This window comes from Nocardiopsis changdeensis, assembly GCF_018316655.1.
Classification (GTDB): Bacteria; Actinomycetota; Actinomycetes; order Streptosporangiales; family Streptosporangiaceae; genus Nocardiopsis; species Nocardiopsis changdeensis.
Window position 1 is genome coordinate 618030 of sequence record NZ_CP074133.1, and the last position, 18976, is coordinate 637005.

At 73.5% G+C, this 18976-nt stretch carries 17 protein-coding genes; 9 read left to right on the forward strand and 8 right to left on the reverse strand.

The window, feature by feature from the left end:
- Window positions 1–65 precede the first annotated feature (65 nt).
- Complete coding sequence (locus KGD84_RS03015; RefSeq protein WP_220564597.1) at window positions 66–596, reverse strand: O-acetyl-ADP-ribose deacetylase; 531 nt, start codon at window positions 594–596, stop codon at window positions 66–68.
- A gap of 245 nt (window positions 597–841) precedes the next feature.
- Between KGD84_RS03015 and KGD84_RS03020 the strand changes: the two genes are divergently transcribed.
- The 3 genes from KGD84_RS03020 (at window position 842) to KGD84_RS03030 (ending at window position 2599) form a co-directional block, all read left to right on the forward strand.
- A complete protein-coding gene (locus KGD84_RS03020) occupies window positions 842–1204 on the forward strand; it encodes a BlaI/MecI/CopY family transcriptional regulator (protein ID WP_220564598.1) in 363 nt (120 codons plus the stop codon).
- A gap of 5 nt (window positions 1205–1209) precedes the next feature.
- Window positions 1210–2154, forward strand: coding sequence for a M56 family metallopeptidase (locus tag KGD84_RS03025; RefSeq protein WP_220564599.1), 945 nt, complete (start codon window positions 1210–1212; stop codon window positions 2152–2154).
- Between the two features lie 154 nt (window positions 2155–2308).
- Window positions 2309–2599 carry a DUF2516 family protein gene (locus KGD84_RS03030; RefSeq protein WP_220565485.1) on the forward strand — a complete coding sequence of 97 codons (291 nt, stop codon included), beginning with the start codon at window positions 2309–2311 and terminating at the stop codon, window positions 2597–2599.
- Here the strand turns inward: KGD84_RS03030 and KGD84_RS03035 are convergent.
- From KGD84_RS03035 to KGD84_RS03045, 3 genes are all read right to left on the reverse strand, one after another.
- Complete coding sequence (locus KGD84_RS03035; RefSeq protein ID WP_255647004.1) at window positions 2584–5010, reverse strand: hypothetical protein; 2427 nt, start codon at window positions 5008–5010, stop codon at window positions 2584–2586. The genes KGD84_RS03030 and KGD84_RS03035 overlap by 16 nt on opposite strands.
- A 109-nt stretch (window positions 5011–5119) precedes the next feature.
- Window positions 5120–6037: a neutral zinc metallopeptidase gene (locus tag KGD84_RS03040; protein WP_220565487.1), complete on the reverse strand. Its 918-nt coding sequence runs from the start codon at window positions 6035–6037 to the stop codon at window positions 5120–5122.
- A gap of 121 nt (window positions 6038–6158) precedes the next feature.
- On the reverse strand, window positions 6159–7028 hold the full coding sequence (locus KGD84_RS03045; RefSeq protein WP_220565488.1) for a neutral zinc metallopeptidase: 870 nt from the start codon (window positions 7026–7028) through the stop codon (window positions 6159–6161).
- A gap of 159 nt (window positions 7029–7187) precedes the next feature.
- Here KGD84_RS03045 and KGD84_RS03050 point away from each other — a divergent pair, with 159 nt between their 5' ends.
- Window positions 7188–9038, forward strand: coding sequence for a DUF2207 domain-containing protein (locus KGD84_RS03050; protein WP_220564600.1), 1851 nt, complete (start codon window positions 7188–7190; stop codon window positions 9036–9038).
- A 22-nt stretch (window positions 9039–9060) separates the two neighbouring features.
- Entirely contained in the window at window positions 9061–9486 is a 426-nt protein-coding gene (dtd, locus tag KGD84_RS03055; protein ID WP_220564601.1) for a D-aminoacyl-tRNA deacylase, read from the forward strand.
- Window positions 9487–9501: 15 nt separating this feature from the next.
- Here the strand turns inward: dtd and KGD84_RS03060 are convergent, their stop codons facing one another.
- The 3 genes from KGD84_RS03060 to KGD84_RS03070 form a co-directional block, all read right to left on the reverse strand.
- A complete protein-coding gene (locus tag KGD84_RS03060) occupies window positions 9502–10317 on the reverse strand; it encodes an SAM-dependent methyltransferase (protein ID WP_220564602.1) in 816 nt (271 codons plus the stop codon).
- 297 nt (window positions 10318–10614) lie between these two features.
- Window positions 10615–11319 (reverse strand): response regulator transcription factor, encoded by a 705-nt coding sequence (locus KGD84_RS03065; RefSeq protein ID WP_220564603.1) that lies wholly within the window; start codon window positions 11317–11319, stop codon window positions 10615–10617.
- On the reverse strand, window positions 11316–12509 hold the full coding sequence (locus tag KGD84_RS03070) for a sensor histidine kinase (protein WP_255647007.1): 1194 nt from the start codon (window positions 12507–12509) through the stop codon (window positions 11316–11318). Before KGD84_RS03070 ends, KGD84_RS03065 begins: the two co-directional genes overlap by 4 nt.
- 124 nt (window positions 12510–12633) lie before the next feature.
- Between KGD84_RS03070 and phoU the strand changes: the two genes are divergently transcribed.
- The 3 genes from phoU (at window position 12634) to ispF (ending at window position 14627) form a co-directional block, all read left to right on the forward strand.
- Window positions 12634–13296 carry a phosphate signaling complex protein PhoU gene (phoU, locus tag KGD84_RS03075; RefSeq protein WP_220564604.1) on the forward strand — a complete coding sequence of 221 codons (663 nt, stop codon included), beginning with the start codon at window positions 12634–12636 and terminating at the stop codon, window positions 13294–13296.
- Between the two features lie 342 nt (window positions 13297–13638).
- Window positions 13639–14121: a CarD family transcriptional regulator gene (locus KGD84_RS03080; protein WP_026129182.1), complete on the forward strand. Its 483-nt coding sequence runs from the start codon at window positions 13639–13641 to the stop codon at window positions 14119–14121.
- 26 nt (window positions 14122–14147) lie between these two features.
- A complete protein-coding gene (ispF, locus tag KGD84_RS03085; protein ID WP_220564605.1) occupies window positions 14148–14627 on the forward strand; it encodes a 2-C-methyl-D-erythritol 2,4-cyclodiphosphate synthase in 480 nt (159 codons plus the stop codon).
- Window positions 14628–14847: 220 nt separating this feature from the next.
- On the opposite strand, the gene KGD84_RS03090 is transcribed toward ispF, so the two are convergent.
- Window positions 14848–17229 (reverse strand): Yip1 family protein, encoded by a 2382-nt coding sequence (locus KGD84_RS03090; protein WP_220564606.1) that lies wholly within the window; start codon window positions 17227–17229, stop codon window positions 14848–14850.
- 327 nt (window positions 17230–17556) lie between these two features.
- On the opposite strand from KGD84_RS03090, the gene cysS reads away from it, so the two are divergent.
- Complete coding sequence (gene cysS, locus KGD84_RS03095; protein WP_220564607.1) at window positions 17557–18957, forward strand: cysteine--tRNA ligase; 1401 nt, start codon at window positions 17557–17559, stop codon at window positions 18955–18957.
- Window positions 18958–18976 lie beyond the last annotated feature (19 nt).

Consider the following 18976-nt stretch of genomic DNA (forward strand, 5'->3'; position numbering starts at 1 on the left):
GCGGGTCCCCGCCACCTTCCTACCGCGCGGCGGCGACGATCGGGCCGCCGCGCGCCGGGCCGCGCTCAGGAGGGGTCGAAGGCGTCCCGGAAGGCCGCGAGCGCCGCGTCGTCGAACAGCACGACCCGGATCAGCGGCACCCGCACCGGAGCGGTGTGCAGGGCCTCGGCGGTGATCCGGGCGGCGTCCCGCATCGGCCACCGGTACACCCCGGTGGAGATCGCCGGGAAGGCCACCGATTCGGCGCCCAGCTCGGCGGCCACACGCAGGGACTCGGTGTAGCACGAGGCCAGCAGGGCGGAGCGGTCCTCGGTGGCGCTGTACACCGGGCCGACGGTGTGGATCACCCAGCGGGCGGGCAGCAGTCCGGCGGTGGTCGCCACCGCCCGCCCGACGGGCAGGCCGCCGCCGTACCGGGAGGCCCGCAGCGCCCGGCACTCCTCCAGGATCGCCTTGCCGCCCTTGCGGTGGACGGCACCGTCCACCCCGCCGCCGCCCAGCAGGGAGCTGTTGGCGGCGTTGACGATCGCGTCCACCCGCTGCTCGGTGATGTCGCCCCCGACGACGGTGATCCGGCTGCGCTCCTGGGTGCCCATGGCCCTCGTTCCCCCGGTTCCGGGACGGTCCTGTGCGGGACGGCAGTATCCCATCCCGCGGCGGCCGCACGGCGGCCCGGAGGCGAATCGCCTCACAGATCCCTCAGGTCACGTCGGTGCAGAAGGGCGGTATCGGGACGCTGTCCTCCCGGTTCCGGGGACGGAGAACCCTTGCCCTGCGGGACATCACGATTTAACGTGGGGGTACGACAGCGTGTAGTACGACCGCAAGTAGACTCGAGGGCATGAATCGGCTCGGCGAACTTGAACGTGCAGTGATGGATGTACTGTGGGCACGAGATGAACCAATGACGGTTCGTGAGGTCGGTCGAGAGCTCGCCGAACGGGATCTCGCTCACACGACCGTCATGACCGTGCTCGACCGACTGGCCAAGAAGAAGGTCGTCTCCCGGGCACGCGAAGGTCGCGCGTGGCGGTACCGCCCGGCAGCCAGCCGGGAGGCCTACGTGTCCGAGCTGATGTTCGACGCTCTCGGGCAGACCGGTGATCGTGACGCGGCCCTGGCCGCCTTCGTCCAGTCGATGGACGGCAAGGAGGCGGACGCGCTCCGGCGCGCACTCGCGGAAATCGATCAGCCAAGGAACTAGTCCGTATGGTCAGTGCCGCCCTCCTCTCACTCGTCGCGGTAGGCTGCCTCGTCGCCATGGCGCTCCTGCACCGGGCGAAGTGGCCCTCGCGCGGGCCCTACACGGCCGTGATCACCTGGCAGGCACTCGGCCTCGCCTGGGGCGTGTCCACCATCGGGGCGCTCCTGGCCTTCGGACTCTCCTCGTACCGGCTCGGCGCCGCGGGCGGCCTGCTCGCCCTGGCCACCGACATCGTCACCGGGCGCCTGGTCCTCGCCGAACTCGCCCAGGGCGTCCAGGGCGTGCTGCACCTGCTGGCCGTCGTGCTCGCCGCCGTCCTCACCCTGGTGCTCTTCTACGGCCTGGTCTCCTCCTTCGTGCACGTGGTACGGGTTCGCCGACGCCACCACGACCTGCTCGAACTCGTGGCCCGCGACCACCCGGACGTCCCCGGCGCACGGGTCATCGAGCACCCGGCCGCCGCCGCGTACTGTCTTCCGGGCGTGCTCCGCTCCCAGGTCGTGATCAGCGAGGGCGCCCTCGCCGTCCTCGACAACCGCGAGCTGGCGGCCGTCCTGGCCCACGAGCACGCCCACCTCCGCGAGCGCCACGACCTGGTGCTGCTGCCGTTCTCCTCCCTCAAGCGCGCCTTCCCGCGGGTGCGGCTGGTGCGCACCTACTACGAGACCGTCGCCCTGCTCATCGAGATGTGCGCCGACGACCAGGCCCGCCGCACCAGCTCGTCCCGCGAGCTGGCCATGGCGCTGCTGCGCTTCGGCGCCGCCGGGCCCGCCCCGGTGCCCGCCGGGGCCATGGCCGCGGTCAAGGATGCCGAGCCCGGGGTGGTGCGCCGGGTCAACCGCCTGCTGCGGCCCGACGACGAGCTCTCCTACCACGCGGGCGCCGTCATCATGGGCGCCTCGGCCTTCCTGCTGGCCTCGGTCACCTGCCTGTGGCACATCACCATCTGAGCGGCCTTCGGGCGGACGGCGCCTCCCCGGCGCCGGTGTGACCTTCCCCTGGCGGGGCCGCCTCCGGGCACGATTCGCGCCTCCGGGCCGTTTACCGTGGAGGACGGGCGGACCTGCCGTTCCTCACGAGCGTCGTCGGGAGTGTGTTGTGGCAATGATCTGGTACGTCATCTACCTGGTCACCTTCGTGGCCAGCCTGTACGCCCTGATCGAGGCACTCCGGACACCGGCCGCGGCTTTCGAGATCATGGACAAGCAGACCAAGAAGCTCTGGGTCACCCTCACCGGCGTCGCCACCGGCCTCTCCGCGCTGGCGGTGTTCTTCAACGTCTCGCTCTTCATCCTGCTGTGCCTGGTCGCCACCCTCATCTTCCTGCTCGACGTGCGCCCCGCCGTCAAGGGCGTGGGCGGCGGCCGCAACGAGGGCCCCTACGGCCCCTGGTAGGCCTTCTCCAGCTCCGTGAGCATCCGGCGCAGCGCCTGGGAGTAGGCCGGGTCGTCCGTGTAGCAGGAGTGGCCCAGGATCTCCGGGCGCCGGGCCTCTCCCGGCAGCGCGTCGTAGGAGCGGGGGTCGGGCAGCGGCCGCTCCGGCTCCACCACGGCGGTCTCCGTCCCCGAGCGCATCCGCACCGGCCCCGCGATGGCGTCGGTGGTCCGCCACAGGTTGCGCCACCCCGCCACCCGGCCGTTCAGGTCCGCGAACGGCTCCGGCCCGAAGAACGCGGGGAAGTACCGCGCGTACAGCCGGTCCAGCGGCGAGCCGTGCGTGATCAGCGCGACCCGGCCCAGGCAGTCGTCCGGCAGCTGCCACACCGTGGCCGCCGCCAGCACCGACCCCTGCGAGTGGCCCGACAGCACCACCGCGGTGCCCTCGCGGGCCATCCGCGCCACCCGCGCCACCAGCTGCGGCACCGCCCGCTCGGCGTAGGACGGCGGGGCCAGCGGGTGCGCCACCCGCGGCCAGAACGTGCCCACGTCCCACACGGCGCCCACCGCCTGCCGGGTCGGCCGGTCCCGGTAGGCGCTGCGGCCGATCCACACCAGGGCGACCAGCGCCGCCCCGCCCAGCAGCGACCCGGCGCCGATGAGCACCGACACCGCCCCCTGGGCGACCACCCGCACCCGCCCGGCCACCGCCGCCGCGGCCGGCTCGGGGCCGCCGGGGGTCAGGTGCCCGGACAGGATCGAGTACAGCACCAGGGCGCCCAGCGCCACCGCCGGGAGCAGCAGCGCCACCAGCACCCCGGGCACCGCCTCGGTCATCCGCCCCAGGGCCCGCGCCCGGGCGATGTCCCAGGTCCGCCGGTCGCGCACGCTGCGCTCGTAGTCCTCGGTGACCGAGGCCACGTGCGCGCGGGTGTCCCGCCGCAGCCGCACCGCGAGCACCGCCGCCGCGGCCACCGCCAGCACCGCCTCCAGCGCGATCGCCAGTTGCAGCCAGGAGTACACGGTGGGGGTCTCCAACGGCAGGCAGTCCGCCCCGGGGGTGGACAGCGCCCGGCAGCCGCTCAGCCACTGCGCGCCCTGGTACACCACCGCGGCCGAGAACGCCCCGCCGGTCAGCGCGCCCAGCGCCGCCGTGGCCGGCCCGGCCATCCCGCGCATCGCCGCCCCCCGGTGCGCCCGGGCGGAGGCGTACAGCACCACCGCGGCCGCCAGGGTCAGCAGCACCAGCGCCACCTGGACGGTGAACAGGGCGTTGAGCACCGACGCGTGCCCGGGCAGCCGCCCCTGGGCGGACCACCCCGGGCGCGGCCACAGCACGTACACCGCGGTCGCGGCGAGCAGCACCAGGGTGGCGTCGCGCAGCAGCCGGCACAGGCGGTCGGCCCGCGCGTTCCACCGCGGGTCCACCCCGGGGACGAGCACACTGGCCGCGCTCACCAGCGCGACCGCCCCCAGCGCCCCGACCAGCACCGCGCCCCAGGCGCGGGCCTGGCCGCCGGCCGCGTCGTACAGCAGAGCGGGCACCGACACCAGCAGCGCCAGCACGCCCAGCGACACCGCGATGTGCGCCGACCGCAGCCGCGCCATGATCTCGCTGTTGCGCCACAGGTCGGGGTGGCTCAGCGGGGCCCCGGGGTCGTACACGGGCGGCGCCGGGGCGGAGACCACCTCGTAGTCGGCCGCGGTGCGCCGCGACAGCCGCCACAGCACCGCCACCACCGCCAGCGGGACCAGCGAGCCCACCGCCAGGGCCGGACCGGTCGCCGACAGCACCGAGTCGGGCGACGCCCAGAAGGACAGCCACGGCCGCGCCCGCGCGCACTCCTCGCCCAGCCCGGCGGCGCACTGCCACCCGAGCAGGTCCACGCCGATCCCGGCGGCGGCCACCGTGATGAGCACGGTCAGGGACAGCGCCAGCAGCCGCATCCCGGCCCCGTACACGTTGTCGGCGACCCGCGCCGCCCCGCGCAGGTTGCGGGTCGCCCGCCCCGGGCGCATCCAGTACGCCACGTTGACCAGCATGAACGGCAACAGCAGCAGCCAGAAGGCGCGGGAGGAGCTGCCCGAGGTGAGGTTGCCCCAGGCGAAGATCTCCCGCCGCACCCCGGGCACGGTCTCGGTGTCCGCGCCCCGGCGCCAGCGGAAGAACCCGGCGAGCCGGTCGCCGCCCACCCGCATGGCGGGCTCGACGTCCAGCAGTTCCTCGGCCTGGCCGCCGCTGACCCCGTGTACGCGCAGCTCCACCCGCCCGCGGACGGGCCCGGCGGCGGGTCCGCCGCCGGGGTCCGCGCCGGGGTCGGTCGCGGGCGGCGGCTCCGCCGCGGCGGGGGAGCCGGCAGGCGGGTGGACGGGAGGGGCGGCGGCGGGGAGGGGGTCGAGGGATCGGAGGGGCTCGACGTGATCCGTCATGCCAGCATCCTGCCACGCTCCGTGGCCGCGTGACAGCGCCTCTTCCCGTCCTGTGGACGACCGGGGTCCGGCGCCGCCCTCCGGCGGCGCGCGGCCGCCCCGGCCGGCGTCAGTCGACCAGGGAGAGGTCGTCCACGGCCCAGGTGTTGCAGGCGCCCGGGGTCTGCTCCTCCCAGCCGGTGAGCATCCAGTGCACGCTGTTCTCCGCCGAGCCGTGCGTGCGCTCGCTCTCCGGGCCGCCCTCCCGGTCGGCGGTGGCCTCCGCGTCCGTGAGCAGGGTGTCCAGGTCGTCGTCGGTCAGCGGGTAGCCCACCCGTACCGATCCCAGGAACGCCCCGGCCAGGCAGTTCGCCTGCAGCTCGCCGCGCCGCGTCCAGCCGTTGCGCGCCGCGTGGCCCTGCTCCAGGTCCCGCTGCTCGTGGTAGTACTCCAGCAGCCCCGACTCGCCCTGGACGTGGTGCCCGTACTCGTGGGCCAGCAGCGAGGCGTACACGACGCCGTTGCGCGCCCCGTTCCACTTGTCCACCACGTCGGCGACCCCGATGTAGATGCTCGCGCTCGCCCGGCAGTAGAACGCCCCGGCCTGCGACGGGTAGCTGCGGCAGGGGCTCACCCCCGGCTCGTCCCAGAACACCCGGCGCGGCGGCGTGAACGGGATGCCCGCCCGCGCGAACTGGGTCTCCCAGGCGTCGTCCAGGCAGTCCGCGACGGAGTGCAGGAACGCCTCCATCGACTCGGGATCGTCCACGTCCAGCGCCGGGGCCGGGCACGGGCGCGGGCTCAGCCGCCCCGTGCCGTACAGCGGGTTGGCCACCAGCGCCGCGTGCCCCGCGGGCCGGTCCGGCACCTCAGCCGCGCCCGGCAGCGGCCCCGAGCGGTCACCCCCCGAGGGCTGCCACCCGCTCCCGCCGTCGGACACGGACGGGGCGCCGGACGCGTCCGCCGCGTCCCCGCCGCCGGTCTCCTCGACGGTCGTCCACGACAGCAGGGTGAGCGCCAGCAGGGCCACCAACAGACCGGTGACCATCGTGAACACGCGGCGGTCGGTGCGCCGCGCCCGCTCCGCCGCGGCCGCCTCACCCGAATCCGGCACCGCCGACCGTCCCGTCCTCACCACGCAGACCGGACCGGTCCGCGCACCGCCGCCGTCACCGCACCAGCTCCTCGGGGGCGTCCCAGGTGTTGCACGCGCCCGGGTCCACCCGGTCCATACCGTGAGCGGTCCACAGCCGGCCGTTCTCCCCGCTGCCGTGCGTGTGCCCCAGGCCCCGGTCCGAGCGCCGGACGACGTCGTCGAGGATGTTCTCCCGGCCCCGCGGACCGAATCCCAGGTGGTCCTCGGCCGCCCCGAAGAACACCCCGCCCAGGCAGTTGGCCTGGAGCTCGTTGCGGCGGGTCAGCTCGTCGGCCGCGGCCCGCGGCACCCCCGCCCGGGCCGAGTGGAACTCCGCAAGGATCCGCGACTGCCCCTGCACGTGGTGCCCGTACTCGTGGCTGATGACGAACGTGTACGCCTCCGGGCGGTCGCTGCCCGCCGACGCCTCCACGATGTCCTCCACCCCCAGGTAGAGGCCCCGGTTGGCCTGGCAGTAGAACGCCGCCGTGTTCCCCGTCGGGAACGCCCCGCAGGGGCTGTGCCCCTCGGTGTACCAGTACACCCGGTTGGGCGCGGTGAACTCCATCCCGGCGTCCGCGAAGTAGGAGCCCCAGGCCCGGTCCAGGCAGTCCGCGAGGGCGTGCACGAAGCCCTCCACCGACTCCGGGTCCTCCTCGTCCAGCGCTGGGGTCTCGCAGGTGACCTCGCCCAGCTCCCCGGCCAGGTAGAGCGGGTTGTCGGTGAGCGTCGACGCCCCCGTGGACGGGCCCGCGTCGTCGGCCTCGGCCGTCACGTCCCCCAGGGCCGCCGGGTGCGACCAGGCGGTGTCCGCCCCCGGCAGCATCGCGGAGATGGCCAGGAACCCGGTCAGGGCGACCGCCGCCAGCCCGGTGCCCAGGGTGAGCGACACCCCGATCCCCATCCGCTGGAAGAACCCGGGCCGCTCCGACCAGTCCCCGACCGGGGGTCCGCCCCTCACCGGCCGGACCCTCCCGCTCTCCTCCCCCGCCGGTACGCGGGGTCCGTGCGCGGACCGCCCGGGGACGTCGCGGGCCGGGGGGACCGGATAGGCTCTCGCATCATGTGGTGGGTCGGCTCCTGGCGCCAGGCCGTCGCGGCTGCGGCGGCCCTGTTCGTGTTCTCCTCGTTGCCGGCGGCGCCCGCCGCGGGGGCGGTGGACGCGGCCCGCGCCGCGACGGTGGCGACACCGGCCACCACAGTACCGGCCGCCGGTGCGAGCGTCACCGGGCCCCGGAGCGCCGACGACCCCCTGATCACCAACACCGTGGAACTCGAACTGGACGCGCTGGGCGTCCTGCACGCCGAGGAGACCATCGCCTTCGAGGGCGGGGCCCCCGACGTGTTCGTGCGCGGCCTCACCGAGACGATGCTCTACGACACCGAGCACGACCGCCGCTTCGAGGTCAACGGGGTGAAGGTCGCCGGCCCCGACGGGCGGGCGCTCGACGCCGTGGTGGAGCACCGCGACGGCGCGCTCGTGGTGGAGATCCCCACCCGCGGCCTGGACGAGGTCGTCCTCACCTACCGGGTCGGAGGGACCGTCAGCAGGGTGTCCCAGGGCGTGCAGATGGAATGGCGCGCCATCGGCGCCTACAGCCACACCGTCGACGCCACCGACGTCACCGTCACCGCCCCGCTGCCGCCCGAGGCGCTGTCCTGCCTGGCCGGAGAGCCGCGCAGCGCCATGTACTGCACCGCCTCCGACATGGGGCCCGAGTCCGCGGTCGCGCACTTCCTCCAGGCCGACATGGAGCCCGCCGACCGCCTCGACATCGTCGTCAACTACCCGCCCGGCACCGCCGAGGGCGAGCCCATCCTCACCCGCCGCTGGTCGCTGGCCTCGGCCTTCAAGGTCACACCCGCCACCGCGAGCGTGTTCGGGGTGCTGCTGGTCGTCCTGGTCGGCGGCCTGGCCGTGCTCGTCCGGGTCCGCGGCCGCGACGAGCGCGCCCTGCGCAGGGAGGCCGCGGCGGGAGACCACGCCCCCGTCACGGAGGAGGACGGCCGGGTGCGGTTCGCCCCGCCCGACGACGTCCACCCCGGCCAGATCGGCACGCTGATCGACGAGCGGGTGGACATCGCCGACCTCACCGCCACCGTCCTGGACCTGGCCGTGCGCGGCTACATCCGCCTGGAGGAGCAGCCGCACGAGCACTTCACCTCCGTGGACTGGCGGCTCGTCCGCCTGGACGGCCCGCCCGGCGAGACCCTGCTGGCCTCGGAGTGGCTGCTGCTGGACGCCCTGTTCGGCGACCGCCCCACGGTGAAGCTGTCCCAGCTCGGCTCGCCCCGCGCCTCCGCCGACTTCCCGGCGCGCATCGACCGGGTCCGCGAGGAGCTGTACCGCGACATGGTGCGGCTCAAGTGGTTCGTCCGCTCGCCCAGCCGGGTGCGCACCCTGTGGAGCACCGCCGGGATGGCGGTCACCGCGATCGGCGTGGTCCTCACCGTGGTGCTGGCGGTGTTCACCACCGCCGCCTTCACCGGCCTGGCGGTGGTCATCGCCGGCGCCGCCATCACGGCCGGGGCCCAGTACATGCCCGCCAAGACCCGGCTGGGCAGCTCGGTGTACGCCCACACCATGGGCTTCCGGAGGTACCTGCTCAGCCCGCGCGCCCAGACGGCCCCTCCCGGTCAGCGCGTCGAGCTCTACTCGCGCTACCTGCCCTACGCCGTCATCTTCGACGACGTCGACCGCTGGTCGCACATCCTGGCCGAGGCGGCGCTGAGCGACCTCACCCCGGAGGAGCTGACCGGCGACGGCCTGGCCTGGTACACCGGGCCGCGCGAGTGGCGGATCGAGGACTTCTCGGACTCCATCAGCGCGTTCGTGGTGTCCCTGACCGGCATCATCACCAACACCCGCAGGATGCGGGTGCTCAACCAGCTCCAGCGTTCCGAACGCCGGTAGGAGAGAAGAGGGGGAGCGGCCCATGCGCTCGGTCGTGCAGCGGGTGTCGCACGCGTCGGTGACGGTGGACGGCGAGGTGGTCGGGGAGATCACCTCGCCCGGCCTGATGGCCCTGGTGGGGGTGACCCACACCGACACGGAGGCCGAGGCCGCCAAGCTCGCCCGCAAACTGTGGACGCTGCGCATCCTGGAGGACGAGCGGTCGTGCTCCGACATCGACGCGCCGCTGCTGGTCGTCAGCCAGTTCACCCTCTACGGCGACGCCCGCAAGGGCCGCCGCCCCACCTGGCAGGCGGCGGCGCCCGGCCCGGTGGCCGAGCCCCTGGTGGACGCGGTGGTCAAGGAGCTGCGCGAGCTGGGCGCCACGGTCGCCACCGGGGTGTTCGGGGCCCGGATGTCGGTCGGCCTGACCAACGAGGGCCCCTTCACCGTCCTCCTGGAGGTCTGACCCCCGCGGGCCCCGTCACACGGCCTCGCAGCGCACCAGCACCGAGCGGGGCGCCACCGAGGACCCGGACTCCGCCGGCGGGGTCGTGTCCAGCTCCTCGACGACGCGCAGGCCGGACCGCTCCAGCTCCGCGCGCAGCTCCTCCGCGTCGGTGTAGGTGACCGTTTCGCTGGACAGGAACCGGCGGGTCGCCCCCTCGGCGTCGATGATCTCGGAGTACATGTTGGTGATCTGGGTCCCCTCCTCCGGGGTCTGGAACACCGACAGCACGGTGAAGGCGCTGCCGTCCTCCCCCGGGAACGGGAACGTGTGGTAGGCCGGGTCGCCGGCCTTCTCCGGGGCCGGGAAGTGGTCGAACAGCAGCGTCCCGCCCGGGCGCAGGTACGAGCGCGCCGCCTCCAGCAGCGCCCGGCGGCCGGAGGCGTCGAAGGTGTTGACGGACAGCCCGCCGATGAGGACCGCGTCGAAGGGCTCCCCGGGCTCCAGCGCGGTGGCGTCCGCCGCCTCGAAGACGACCTCCCCGGGGGCGTCGGCGGCCAGCGGCCGCCACATCTCCTCGGCCTGGGCGATCATGTCCGCCGACAGGTCCACGGCCGTGACGGTGTGCCCCTCGGCGGCCAGGGCCCGGGCGAACCGGCCCATCCCGCAGCACAGGTCCAGGACGCGCAGCGGACCCGACCCCAGCCGCGCCCGCACCAGGTCCAGGTCGGCGGTGTTGGCCTCGGCCAGGCTCCCGTAGATGTAGCCGTGGAAGCCCTCGTAGATGGGGATCACCTCGGTGCCGGGCAGGTCCAGGCTGTGCACGGCGGCGGTCATACCGATGAAGGTCATGGGGCGGGACGCCTTTCTGCGCGGGTCCGGTGCTGGCCCGGGAGGCGCCCTCGATCCGGACGCCCCCCGTGCTCGGATCCTGGGCGAACCGCCTTTCCGGCGGTTATCCGCGGCTTATCCCGTGCTCCCGCCCTCAGCGGCGCCCGCGCGCCCGGCACCCGCCCGGCCCCGGGAACGGGCACGTCCCGGCCACCGGGCGGGAGGCCCGGAACCGGGACGCGAGGGGGCGGTGGTCCCCGGGAGGGGGGACGGTCGGTCCGGAGAGGGGCACAGGCCCCCCGGAGAGAGGAACGGGGATCAGACGTCGGCGGTGACCGGCTCGAACTTGTAGCCCAGCCCGCGCACGGTGACGATGTACTTGGGGCTGCCGGGGTCGTCCTCGATCTTGGCGCGCAGCCGCTTGACGTGCACGTCGAGGGTCTTGGTGTCGCCGACGTAGTCGGCGCCCCACACGCGGTCGATGAGCTGCATCCGGGTCAGCACCCGGCCGGCGTTGCGCAGCAGCACCTCCAGGAGCTCGAACTCCTTGAGGGGCAGCTGCACGTTGTCGCCGCGCACGGTCACCACGTGGCGGTCCACGTCCATCCGGACCGGACCCGCCTCCAGTGCCGTGGGCAGCCCGGGCTCGTCGATGACCTCCCCGCCGCGGCGGCGCAGCACCGCGCGGATGCGGGCCACCAGCTCGCGGGAGGAGAAGGGCTTGGTCACGTAGTCGTCGGCGCCCAGCTCCAGACCGACGACCTTGTCGATCTCGGAGTCCTTGGCGGTCAGCATGATCACCGGGACGCTGGACTTCTGCCGCAGGCTCCGGCACACCTCGGTGCCCGACAGGCCCGGCAGCATCAGGTCCAGCAGGACCAGGTCGGCGCCGGTGCGGTCGAAGGTCTCCAGGGCCACGGTCCCGGTGGGCGCCACGGCGACCTCGAAGCCCTCCTTGCGCAACATGTAGGACAGGGCGTCGCTGTAGGACTCCTCGTCCTCGACCACGAGTACACGAGTCACTGTGCCGCCTCCTGACGGTCGGTGTTCCGGGCGGCGTCCAGCCCCCGGTCGTCGGGTCTGGGCAGACGCAGAGTGAACGTCGACCCGGACCCCTCCTTGCTCCACACGGTCACTTCTCCACGGTGGTGGGTCATGATGTGCTTGACGATCGCCAGGCCCAGTCCGGTACCTCCGGTGGCCCGGCTCCGAGCGGCGTCCACACGGTAGAACCGCTCGAAGATCCTTTCGAGGTCCTGCTGGGGGATGCCGATCCCCTGGTCGGCGACGCTGATGTCCACGGTGGAACGCGTCAGCGCGACCGAGACGGCGACCCGGGTGTTCTTGGGGCTGTAGGAGACGGCGTTCGCGATCAGGTTGCGCAGCGCCGTGCCCAGCAGCCCCTCGTCGCCCAGGACGGTGATGCCCTCGGCCCCGCTGCCCACCAGCTCGATGCCCTTGGCGTCGGCGGGCATGCGCACCGCGTCCAGGGCCTCCTCCACCACACCGCCCAGGTCCACCCGGGTGGGCTCGGCCATCGGCTCGGCGCCCTGGATGCGCGAGAGCGTGATGAGGTCCTGGATGAGCGCGGTCAGCCGCGACGCCTCCGTCTGCATGCGGTCGGTGAACCGGCGCACGGCCTCGGGGTCGTCGCTCGCGTCCTGTACGGTTTCGGCCAAGAGCGACAACGCACCGACCGGCGTTTTGAGTTCGTGGGAGATGTTCGCCACGAAATCGCGGCGCACCGCCTCCACCCTCCGGTGCTCGGTCTGGTCCTCGGCCAGCACCAGCACCAGCCCGGTGCCGCCCAGCGGCGCCACCCGCACGGCGAAGGACGTCGCGTCGGGGCCGAACTTGCGCACGGCCACCTCGATCTCGGTCTCCCGGATGACGCCGTCGCGCCGCACCCGGCGGGCGAGCGAGAGGAGCTCGTCGATGACCAGCTCCTCGCCCCGGACGATGCCGAAGGCCCTGGCGGCCGAGGAGGCGCGCAGGACCCGGTCGGCGGAGTCCAGGACCACGGCGGAGGAAGGGAGTGCGGAGAGGACCTCGGCGATGCCCGGCGGCAGTGTGGTGCCGTCGTTCCGCTGCGGGACGGGCGCCGGTCGCTCGGTGGCCCCGGCACGGAAGAACGAGCCCGCCAGAACGCCCACGACGACGCCCGCGACGAGTCCGATGATGCCGGTCAGAGCGGCGAGAAGTTCCCCTTGCACGTTTCGATCGTAAACGTGCGGACTGGACCTTTACCCGGTCAGGGCCTGTGTCATGGCCTAGGTTCTTCCAGCGTTCACCGACTCTTGGCCGACTCTTCAGAAAACCACTGGGAGCATTGACACCATGCGCGATACGTACCACGAGGACCTCGACAGCCTGAGCGAGCGCCTCATCGAGATGACCCGCCTGGCCAGGCACGCCATCGCCCGGGCCACCACGGCACTGCTGGACAGTGACCTGGACGCGGCCCAGGAGGTCATCTCCGGTGACGAGAGGATCAACCGGCTCGACCAGGAGGTCGAGGAGACCGCGTTCAGTCTGATGGCCCGGCAGCAGCCGGTCGCGTCGGACCTGAGGACGATCATCACCTCGCTGTACATGCGCGGGGACCTGGAGCGGATGGGCGACCACGCCGTCCACCTGGCCAAGATCGCCCGCCGCCGGCACCCCGACTCGGCGATCCCCGAGCCGGTCCGCTCCATCGTCCTGGAGATGGGCCACCAGGCGGAGATGCTGGTGACCAAGGCCGGGGAGGTCATCCGGCACCGCGACCCCGACACCGCGCTGGAGCTGGACGAGGACGACGACCGGATGGACCGGCTGCGCCGCAAGCTCCTCCAGCGCATCCTCACCCCCGGCTGGGAGTACGGGGTGGAGGCCACCATGGACGTCACCCTGGTGGGGCGGTTCTACGAGCGTTTCGGTGACCACGCGGTGCACGTCGCGGACAACCTCGTCTACATGGTGACGGGGGAGCGGCGGGAGGACTACGAGCCGGAGAGCTGACCGGGTGCGCGCCGCCCGCGGGAGCCGTCCGCCGGAGGGCGGTCCCGGGGCCGGCCCCGGAGGGCGCGCACGGCCCCCGGGATGGTGATACGAATCTCTTCCGGGGCGCTCCGGCGGTGTTCGCGACCGTGTCCGCCGCCCCCCGCGCGAGCGGCGCCGATCCCTTCCGCTAAAGGGCCGCGGGCCCTCCCGGACCTGCGCGGATCGGCCTCTCTTGACCGGTCGGGTAGACTTTGTCAAGCCCTAAAAAGTGGTGCTTGACCTGCGTGTTCGCAAACCTAATAGGTACGTTAAGTCACAGATTCATGGTATCCTTGTGGTAGCGGAAGGGGTACCTGTCACATGGCTTTCAAGGTCGGCGACACTGTTGTCTACCCCCATCATGGGGCTGCTCGTATTGAAGCGATCGAGACTCGCACCATTAAGGGCGAGGACAGAACCTACCTCGTTCTGAGGGTCGACAAGGGCGATCTGACGGTGCGCGTGCCGGCCGCGAACGCCGAGGACGTCGGCGTTCGCGACGTGGTGGGGCAGGAGGGCCTGGACAAGGTCTTCGAGGTGCTCCGGGCACCGCACACCGAAGAGCCCACCAACTGGTCGAGGCGCTACAAGGCCAACCTGGAGAAGCTCGCCTCCGGCGACGTCAACAAGGTCGCCGAGGTCGTGCGCGACCTGTGGCGGCGCGACAAGGAGCGCGGTCTCTCCGCCGGTGAGAAGCGGATGCTCGCCAAGGCGCGCCAGATTCTCGTCAGCGAGCTGGCCCTCGCGGAAAAGACCAACGAGGACAAGGCGGAAGCCCTCCTCGACGAGGTTCTCACGAACTGAAGCACGGTCGCGGAATCGCATAATTCATGACGAAAATTCCTCGGGTGGGCGTCGGCACCGACGTCCATCCGTTTTCTCCTGGACGGACCCTTTTTCTGGCCGGTTTGGAATGGCCGGGAGAGGAAGGCGTCAGCGGTCATTCCGATGGCGATGTCGCCGCGCACGCCGCGTGCGACGCATTGTTCTCGGCGTGCGGCCTGGGCGACCTGGGGTCCAACTTCGGCACCGCCGAGCCGCGGTGGAGGGGCGCCTCGGGCGCCGCTCTGCTCACCGAGACGGTCGCCCGCGTGCGCGCGGCGGGCTTCGAGGTCGGCAACATCGCGGTGCAGATCATCAGCAACCGGCCCAAGTTCGCGCCCCGGCGCGCCGAGGCCGAGAAAACGCTCACGGAGATCGTCGGGGCACCGGTGACGGTGTCGGCCACCACCACCGACGGTCTGGGCCTCACCGGGCGCGGCGAGGGCATCGCCGCCATCGCCACCGCCCTGTGCGTCCCCGTGGACTGACACCTGCCGGACACATCGACGCCCCGCGGCCCCGGCCGCGGGGCGTTCGCCGTTTCCGGGGCCGCCGCCGGGCGGCTCCCGAGGGGCGCACCGGGCCCGGGGAGGTGCGTGGCGGCCGCCGGTCAGGCCGCTCCGGCCGTCCGGCCCGCGGTGCCGGAGCCCGGGCGCAGCGCGGCGCTCACGGCGCCGGCCGCCGCCCGGCCGCGGGCGCCGGGGCCGGTCACTCGTCGGGGCGCAGGGGTTCGCTGCGCACCCGCCGGGAGGGCGGGCCGGAGGCGAAGTCGGGCATCGGCGGCCGCGGGGGCTTGAGGACCATGGGCCGCTTCTCCAGCGCCGGGCGCCGGCGCAGGGGCTCGGTCGTGCGCTCGGCGTCGTCGTCGGCGTCCTCCCGGGGGCGGGCCGCTCCGGGCGGCACGGCGGGCGCGCCGAACCCGCTCCTCCGGGTCCGCCCGGGTTCGGCGGCGGGCGGGGAGGCCGCGGGCACCCGGTCGCCGCCGTCCCCGGCGGCACGGGCGGGCGCGGGCCACAGGAGCTCGTCCTCGTCGGCGGGTTCGGGCGCCGGAGTGGACGGGGCACGGTCCCCGGTGGGCTCGTCGGTCGCGGGTTCGGCCGCCGGGCGGTGGGTGCGCGGCGTGGCGGGCCACAGGGTCCCGTCCTCGTCGGTGTCGGCGGGCTCGTCCGGCTCGCGGTCCTCGGAGCGTTCGCCAGACCGGGGCGCGGCAGGCCACAGGTCGTCGTCGGAGGCGTCCTCCGGGCGCGGATCGGCGGCAGGGATGTTCGGTTCACGGTTCTCGGAGGGTTCGCCGGTCACGGGTTCGGCTGCCGGGCGGTGGGCGCGGGACGCGGCGGGCCATAGGGTCCCGTCCTCGTCGGTATCGGCGGGTTCGCCGGACCGGGGCGCGGAGGGCGGCAGGGGGCCGCTCCTGACCGTGCCGGTGGGTCCGGGTGCGGGGGTGGCCGGTTCGCGGTCCCTGGCGGGCTCGTCGGTCGCGGGTTCCGCCGTTGGGCGGTGGGTGCGCGGCGTGGCGGGCCGCAGGGTCCCGTCCTCGTCGGTGTCGGTGGGCTCGTCCGGCTCGCGGTCCTCAGAGCGCTCACCGGTCCGGGGTGCGGCGGGCCACAGGTCGTCGCTGGAGGCGTCCTCCGGGCGCGGGTCGGCGGCGGGCGGGGACCAGAGCGGGCGGTCGTCGGCGAGGTCGTCCGACAGGGCGGAGCGGGAGGCGGCCATCGGGTCGTCCGGAATGCGGAAGGCGGCGCGCACAGCAGGTCCGGTGTCGTGGTCCAGCGCGGGCGCGGGCACCTCCTCCGGCACCTCCGGGGTGTCGTCCTCCGGCGGCGTCCAGACCGGCGGCACGTAGTCGGCGCGGGTCCAGGTGTCCTCGTCGTCCTCCGGCGGCTCCCAGCTGACGCCGAAGGCGGGCGTCTCCGCGGAGTCCTCCTCCGGGGCCTCGGGGGTCTCCTCCTCCAGCGGCTCCGGAGCGTCGTATTCAGGGGCCTCGGGCGACTCGGGGACCTCGTCATGCCCGGGCGCCTCGGCGGCGGCGGGCTCCGGGGCCGGTGCGTGCTCGGGTGCCTCGGCCTCGTCGGTGACCGGGTCGCCGGGCAGCGGGTCGTGCTCGAAGCCCTCGTCCGGGGCGCCCGCGGGCACGGGCTCCGGAACGGGGGCCGGCACGGGCTCCGGGTCCGGAATCGGAGCCGGTACGGGCTCGGGGGCCGGTACCGGGGCGGCCGGAGCGATCGGGACCAGCGGCGGGTTCTCCGCGGCCTCCTTGATGGGGTTGCCCCCGCGGCCGCCGCGGCGCGGCAGCGGCAGGGTCGGCACCGAGGCCTCCGGCTCCGGGTCCTCCTCGGCGACGGGCTCCGGGTCGGCCTTCCCCGAGACGGGTTCCGGGGCCGCTTCCTCTTCCTCGGCTTCCTCGGCGGCGGGCCCGGGTACGAGCCGCACCGTTTCGGGCCCGTCCGGCTCCACGGCAGGGGTCGCCGAGGGGCCCAGCCCCAGGCCCATCAGGCGCTCCTCCAGCGAGCGGCCGTCCTCCTCGACGGACCGCGGCTCCCCGCCGTGCACCACCGCGCGGGCGCGCAGCACCGTCGTGCGGTCGTCCGCCGGTTCGGGGCGGCGGACGCCGGTGCGGCGCCTGCGCCGCAGGTGGGCGCGGGCCGCCATCCACAGCAGCAGGGCCACCAGCAGCGCCACCAGCGGGGCCACCGCCACGATCACGTTGGCGACCCGCTGCGGGATCGACTCGATCAGCCCCAGGTTGTTGAGCACCATGACCACACCGGCGAAGAGCACCAGCAGCGGGATCAGCACCAGGTCCACCCAGGCGCGGCGGCGCGGCGGCGCGTCGCGCAGCAGGTAGCTGGTCCAGCACGCCATGAGCAGCAGCAGCGTGTACGTCACCGGGAACACGTGGACGAGCAGACCGCCGCGCGGGTGACCGTACTCGGCGAGCCGGAAGACACCGTTATAGGAGATCAGAAGGGCGCACAGACCGATCAGACCGACGAACAGGGCTCCGCCGGCGAGAGCGCCGACTCCCGTGCCGCGGCCCGTGGGGCTGCCGTTGCGTGTTCCTGCGCCGGGGGAATCGTTGTAAGGGGCCATCGCCTTCGCAGCGTAGTCGAGGAGATGCCGTTAACACGAGATTCCGTCCGATTCCGGTGGCTTCGGGACCGCATGCGCCGACGGCGTTCCGTGGTGTTATGTCGGAATATGCAGCATCTCGTGACCTGCCGTTCCGTGGTCACGACGCTTTGTCCCGGGCTATCTCACACGGCAGGTGCCCGAATACGGTTCTCCATATATGAGCACTTCGGGATGTCCGATGAGGAAAACACGGGTACCGGGCCCCACTCGCGCCCCCGTATCAGCCCGACCGGTGGAGGCGGTTTGTGACGCCGGTGTGAGGGGAAAGACGATACGCTTGACAACGTGAGTCTGCGCTTCTATGACACCAGTGCCCGACAGGTCCGCGACTTCGTCCCCCTGCGCGAGGGACACGCCTCCCTGTACCTGTGTGGTGCCACGGTGCAGGCGCCGCCCCATATCGGACACATCCGGTCCGGGGTGAACTTCGACATCCTGCGCCGCTGGCTGACCTACAAGGGCTACGAGGTCACCTTCTGCCGCAACGTCACCGACATCGACGACAAGATCATCAGGGTCGCCGCCGATGAGGGCGTGCCCTGGTGGCAGGTCACCGAGCGCAACCAGCGCGCCTTCACCCACGCCTACGACGTGCTGGGCTGCCTGCCGCCCACCGTCGAGCCGCGCGCCACCGGCCACGTGCCGGAGATGGTCGAGCTCATGCAGCGGCTCATCGACGCGGGGCACGCCTACGCCGCCGACGACGGCTCCGGCGACGTCTACTTCGACGTGCGCTCCTTCCCGCCCTACGGGGACCTGTCCAACCAGCGGCTGGAGCAGGTGCAGCCCGCCGCCGACTCCGACCCCGACCGGGACAAGCGCGACCCCCGCGACTTCGCCCTGTGGAAGGGCGCCAAGCCGGGCGAGCCCACCTGGCCCACCCCGTGGGGGCGCGGCCGCCCGGGCTGGCACCTGGAGTGCTCGGCGATGGCCACCAAGTACCTCGGGCCCGCCTTCGACATCCACGGCGGCGGCCTGGACCTGGTCTTCCCGCACCACGAGAACGAGATGGCCCAGTCCCGCGCCGCCGGGGACGCCTTCGCCCAGTACTGGCTGCACAACGGTCTGCTGAAGATCGGCGGCGAGAAGATGGCCAAGTCGCTGGGCAACTCGATGCGCATCCCGCAGATGCTGGAGAAGGTGCGCGCCGTCGAGCTGCGCTACTACCTCGGCCAGGCGCACTACCGCTCCACCATCGACTACTCCGACGAGGCGCTCCAGGAGGCCGCGGTCGCCTACCAGCGCGTCGAGGGCTTCCTCACCCGCGCCGTCGAGGTGCTGGGCGAGGTCGTCCCGGCCGAGCGGGTGCCCGCCGAGTTCGCCGCCGCGCTCGACGACGACCTGGGCGTCTCCCAGGGGCTCGCCGTCGTGCACGGGCACGTCCGCGAGGGCAACACCGCCCTGGCCGGGGGCGCCAAGGAGAGGGCCGCCGAACTCGCCGGAGAGCTGCGCGCCATGCTCGACGTGCTGGGCCTGGACCCGCTGAGCGGGCAGTGGTCCTCCGGCGACCAGGGGCTGCGCGAGGTCGTCGACGCGCTCGTGGCCGTCGCCCTCCAGCAGCGCCAGGCCGCCCGCGGCCGCAAGGACTACGCGGCCGCCGACGCCATCCGCGACGGGCTCGCCGACGCGGGCGTGGTGGTGGAGGACACCCCGCAGGGGCCGCGCTGGGACCTGCGGCGGGGTTGACGGCAGCGCACATGGTCAG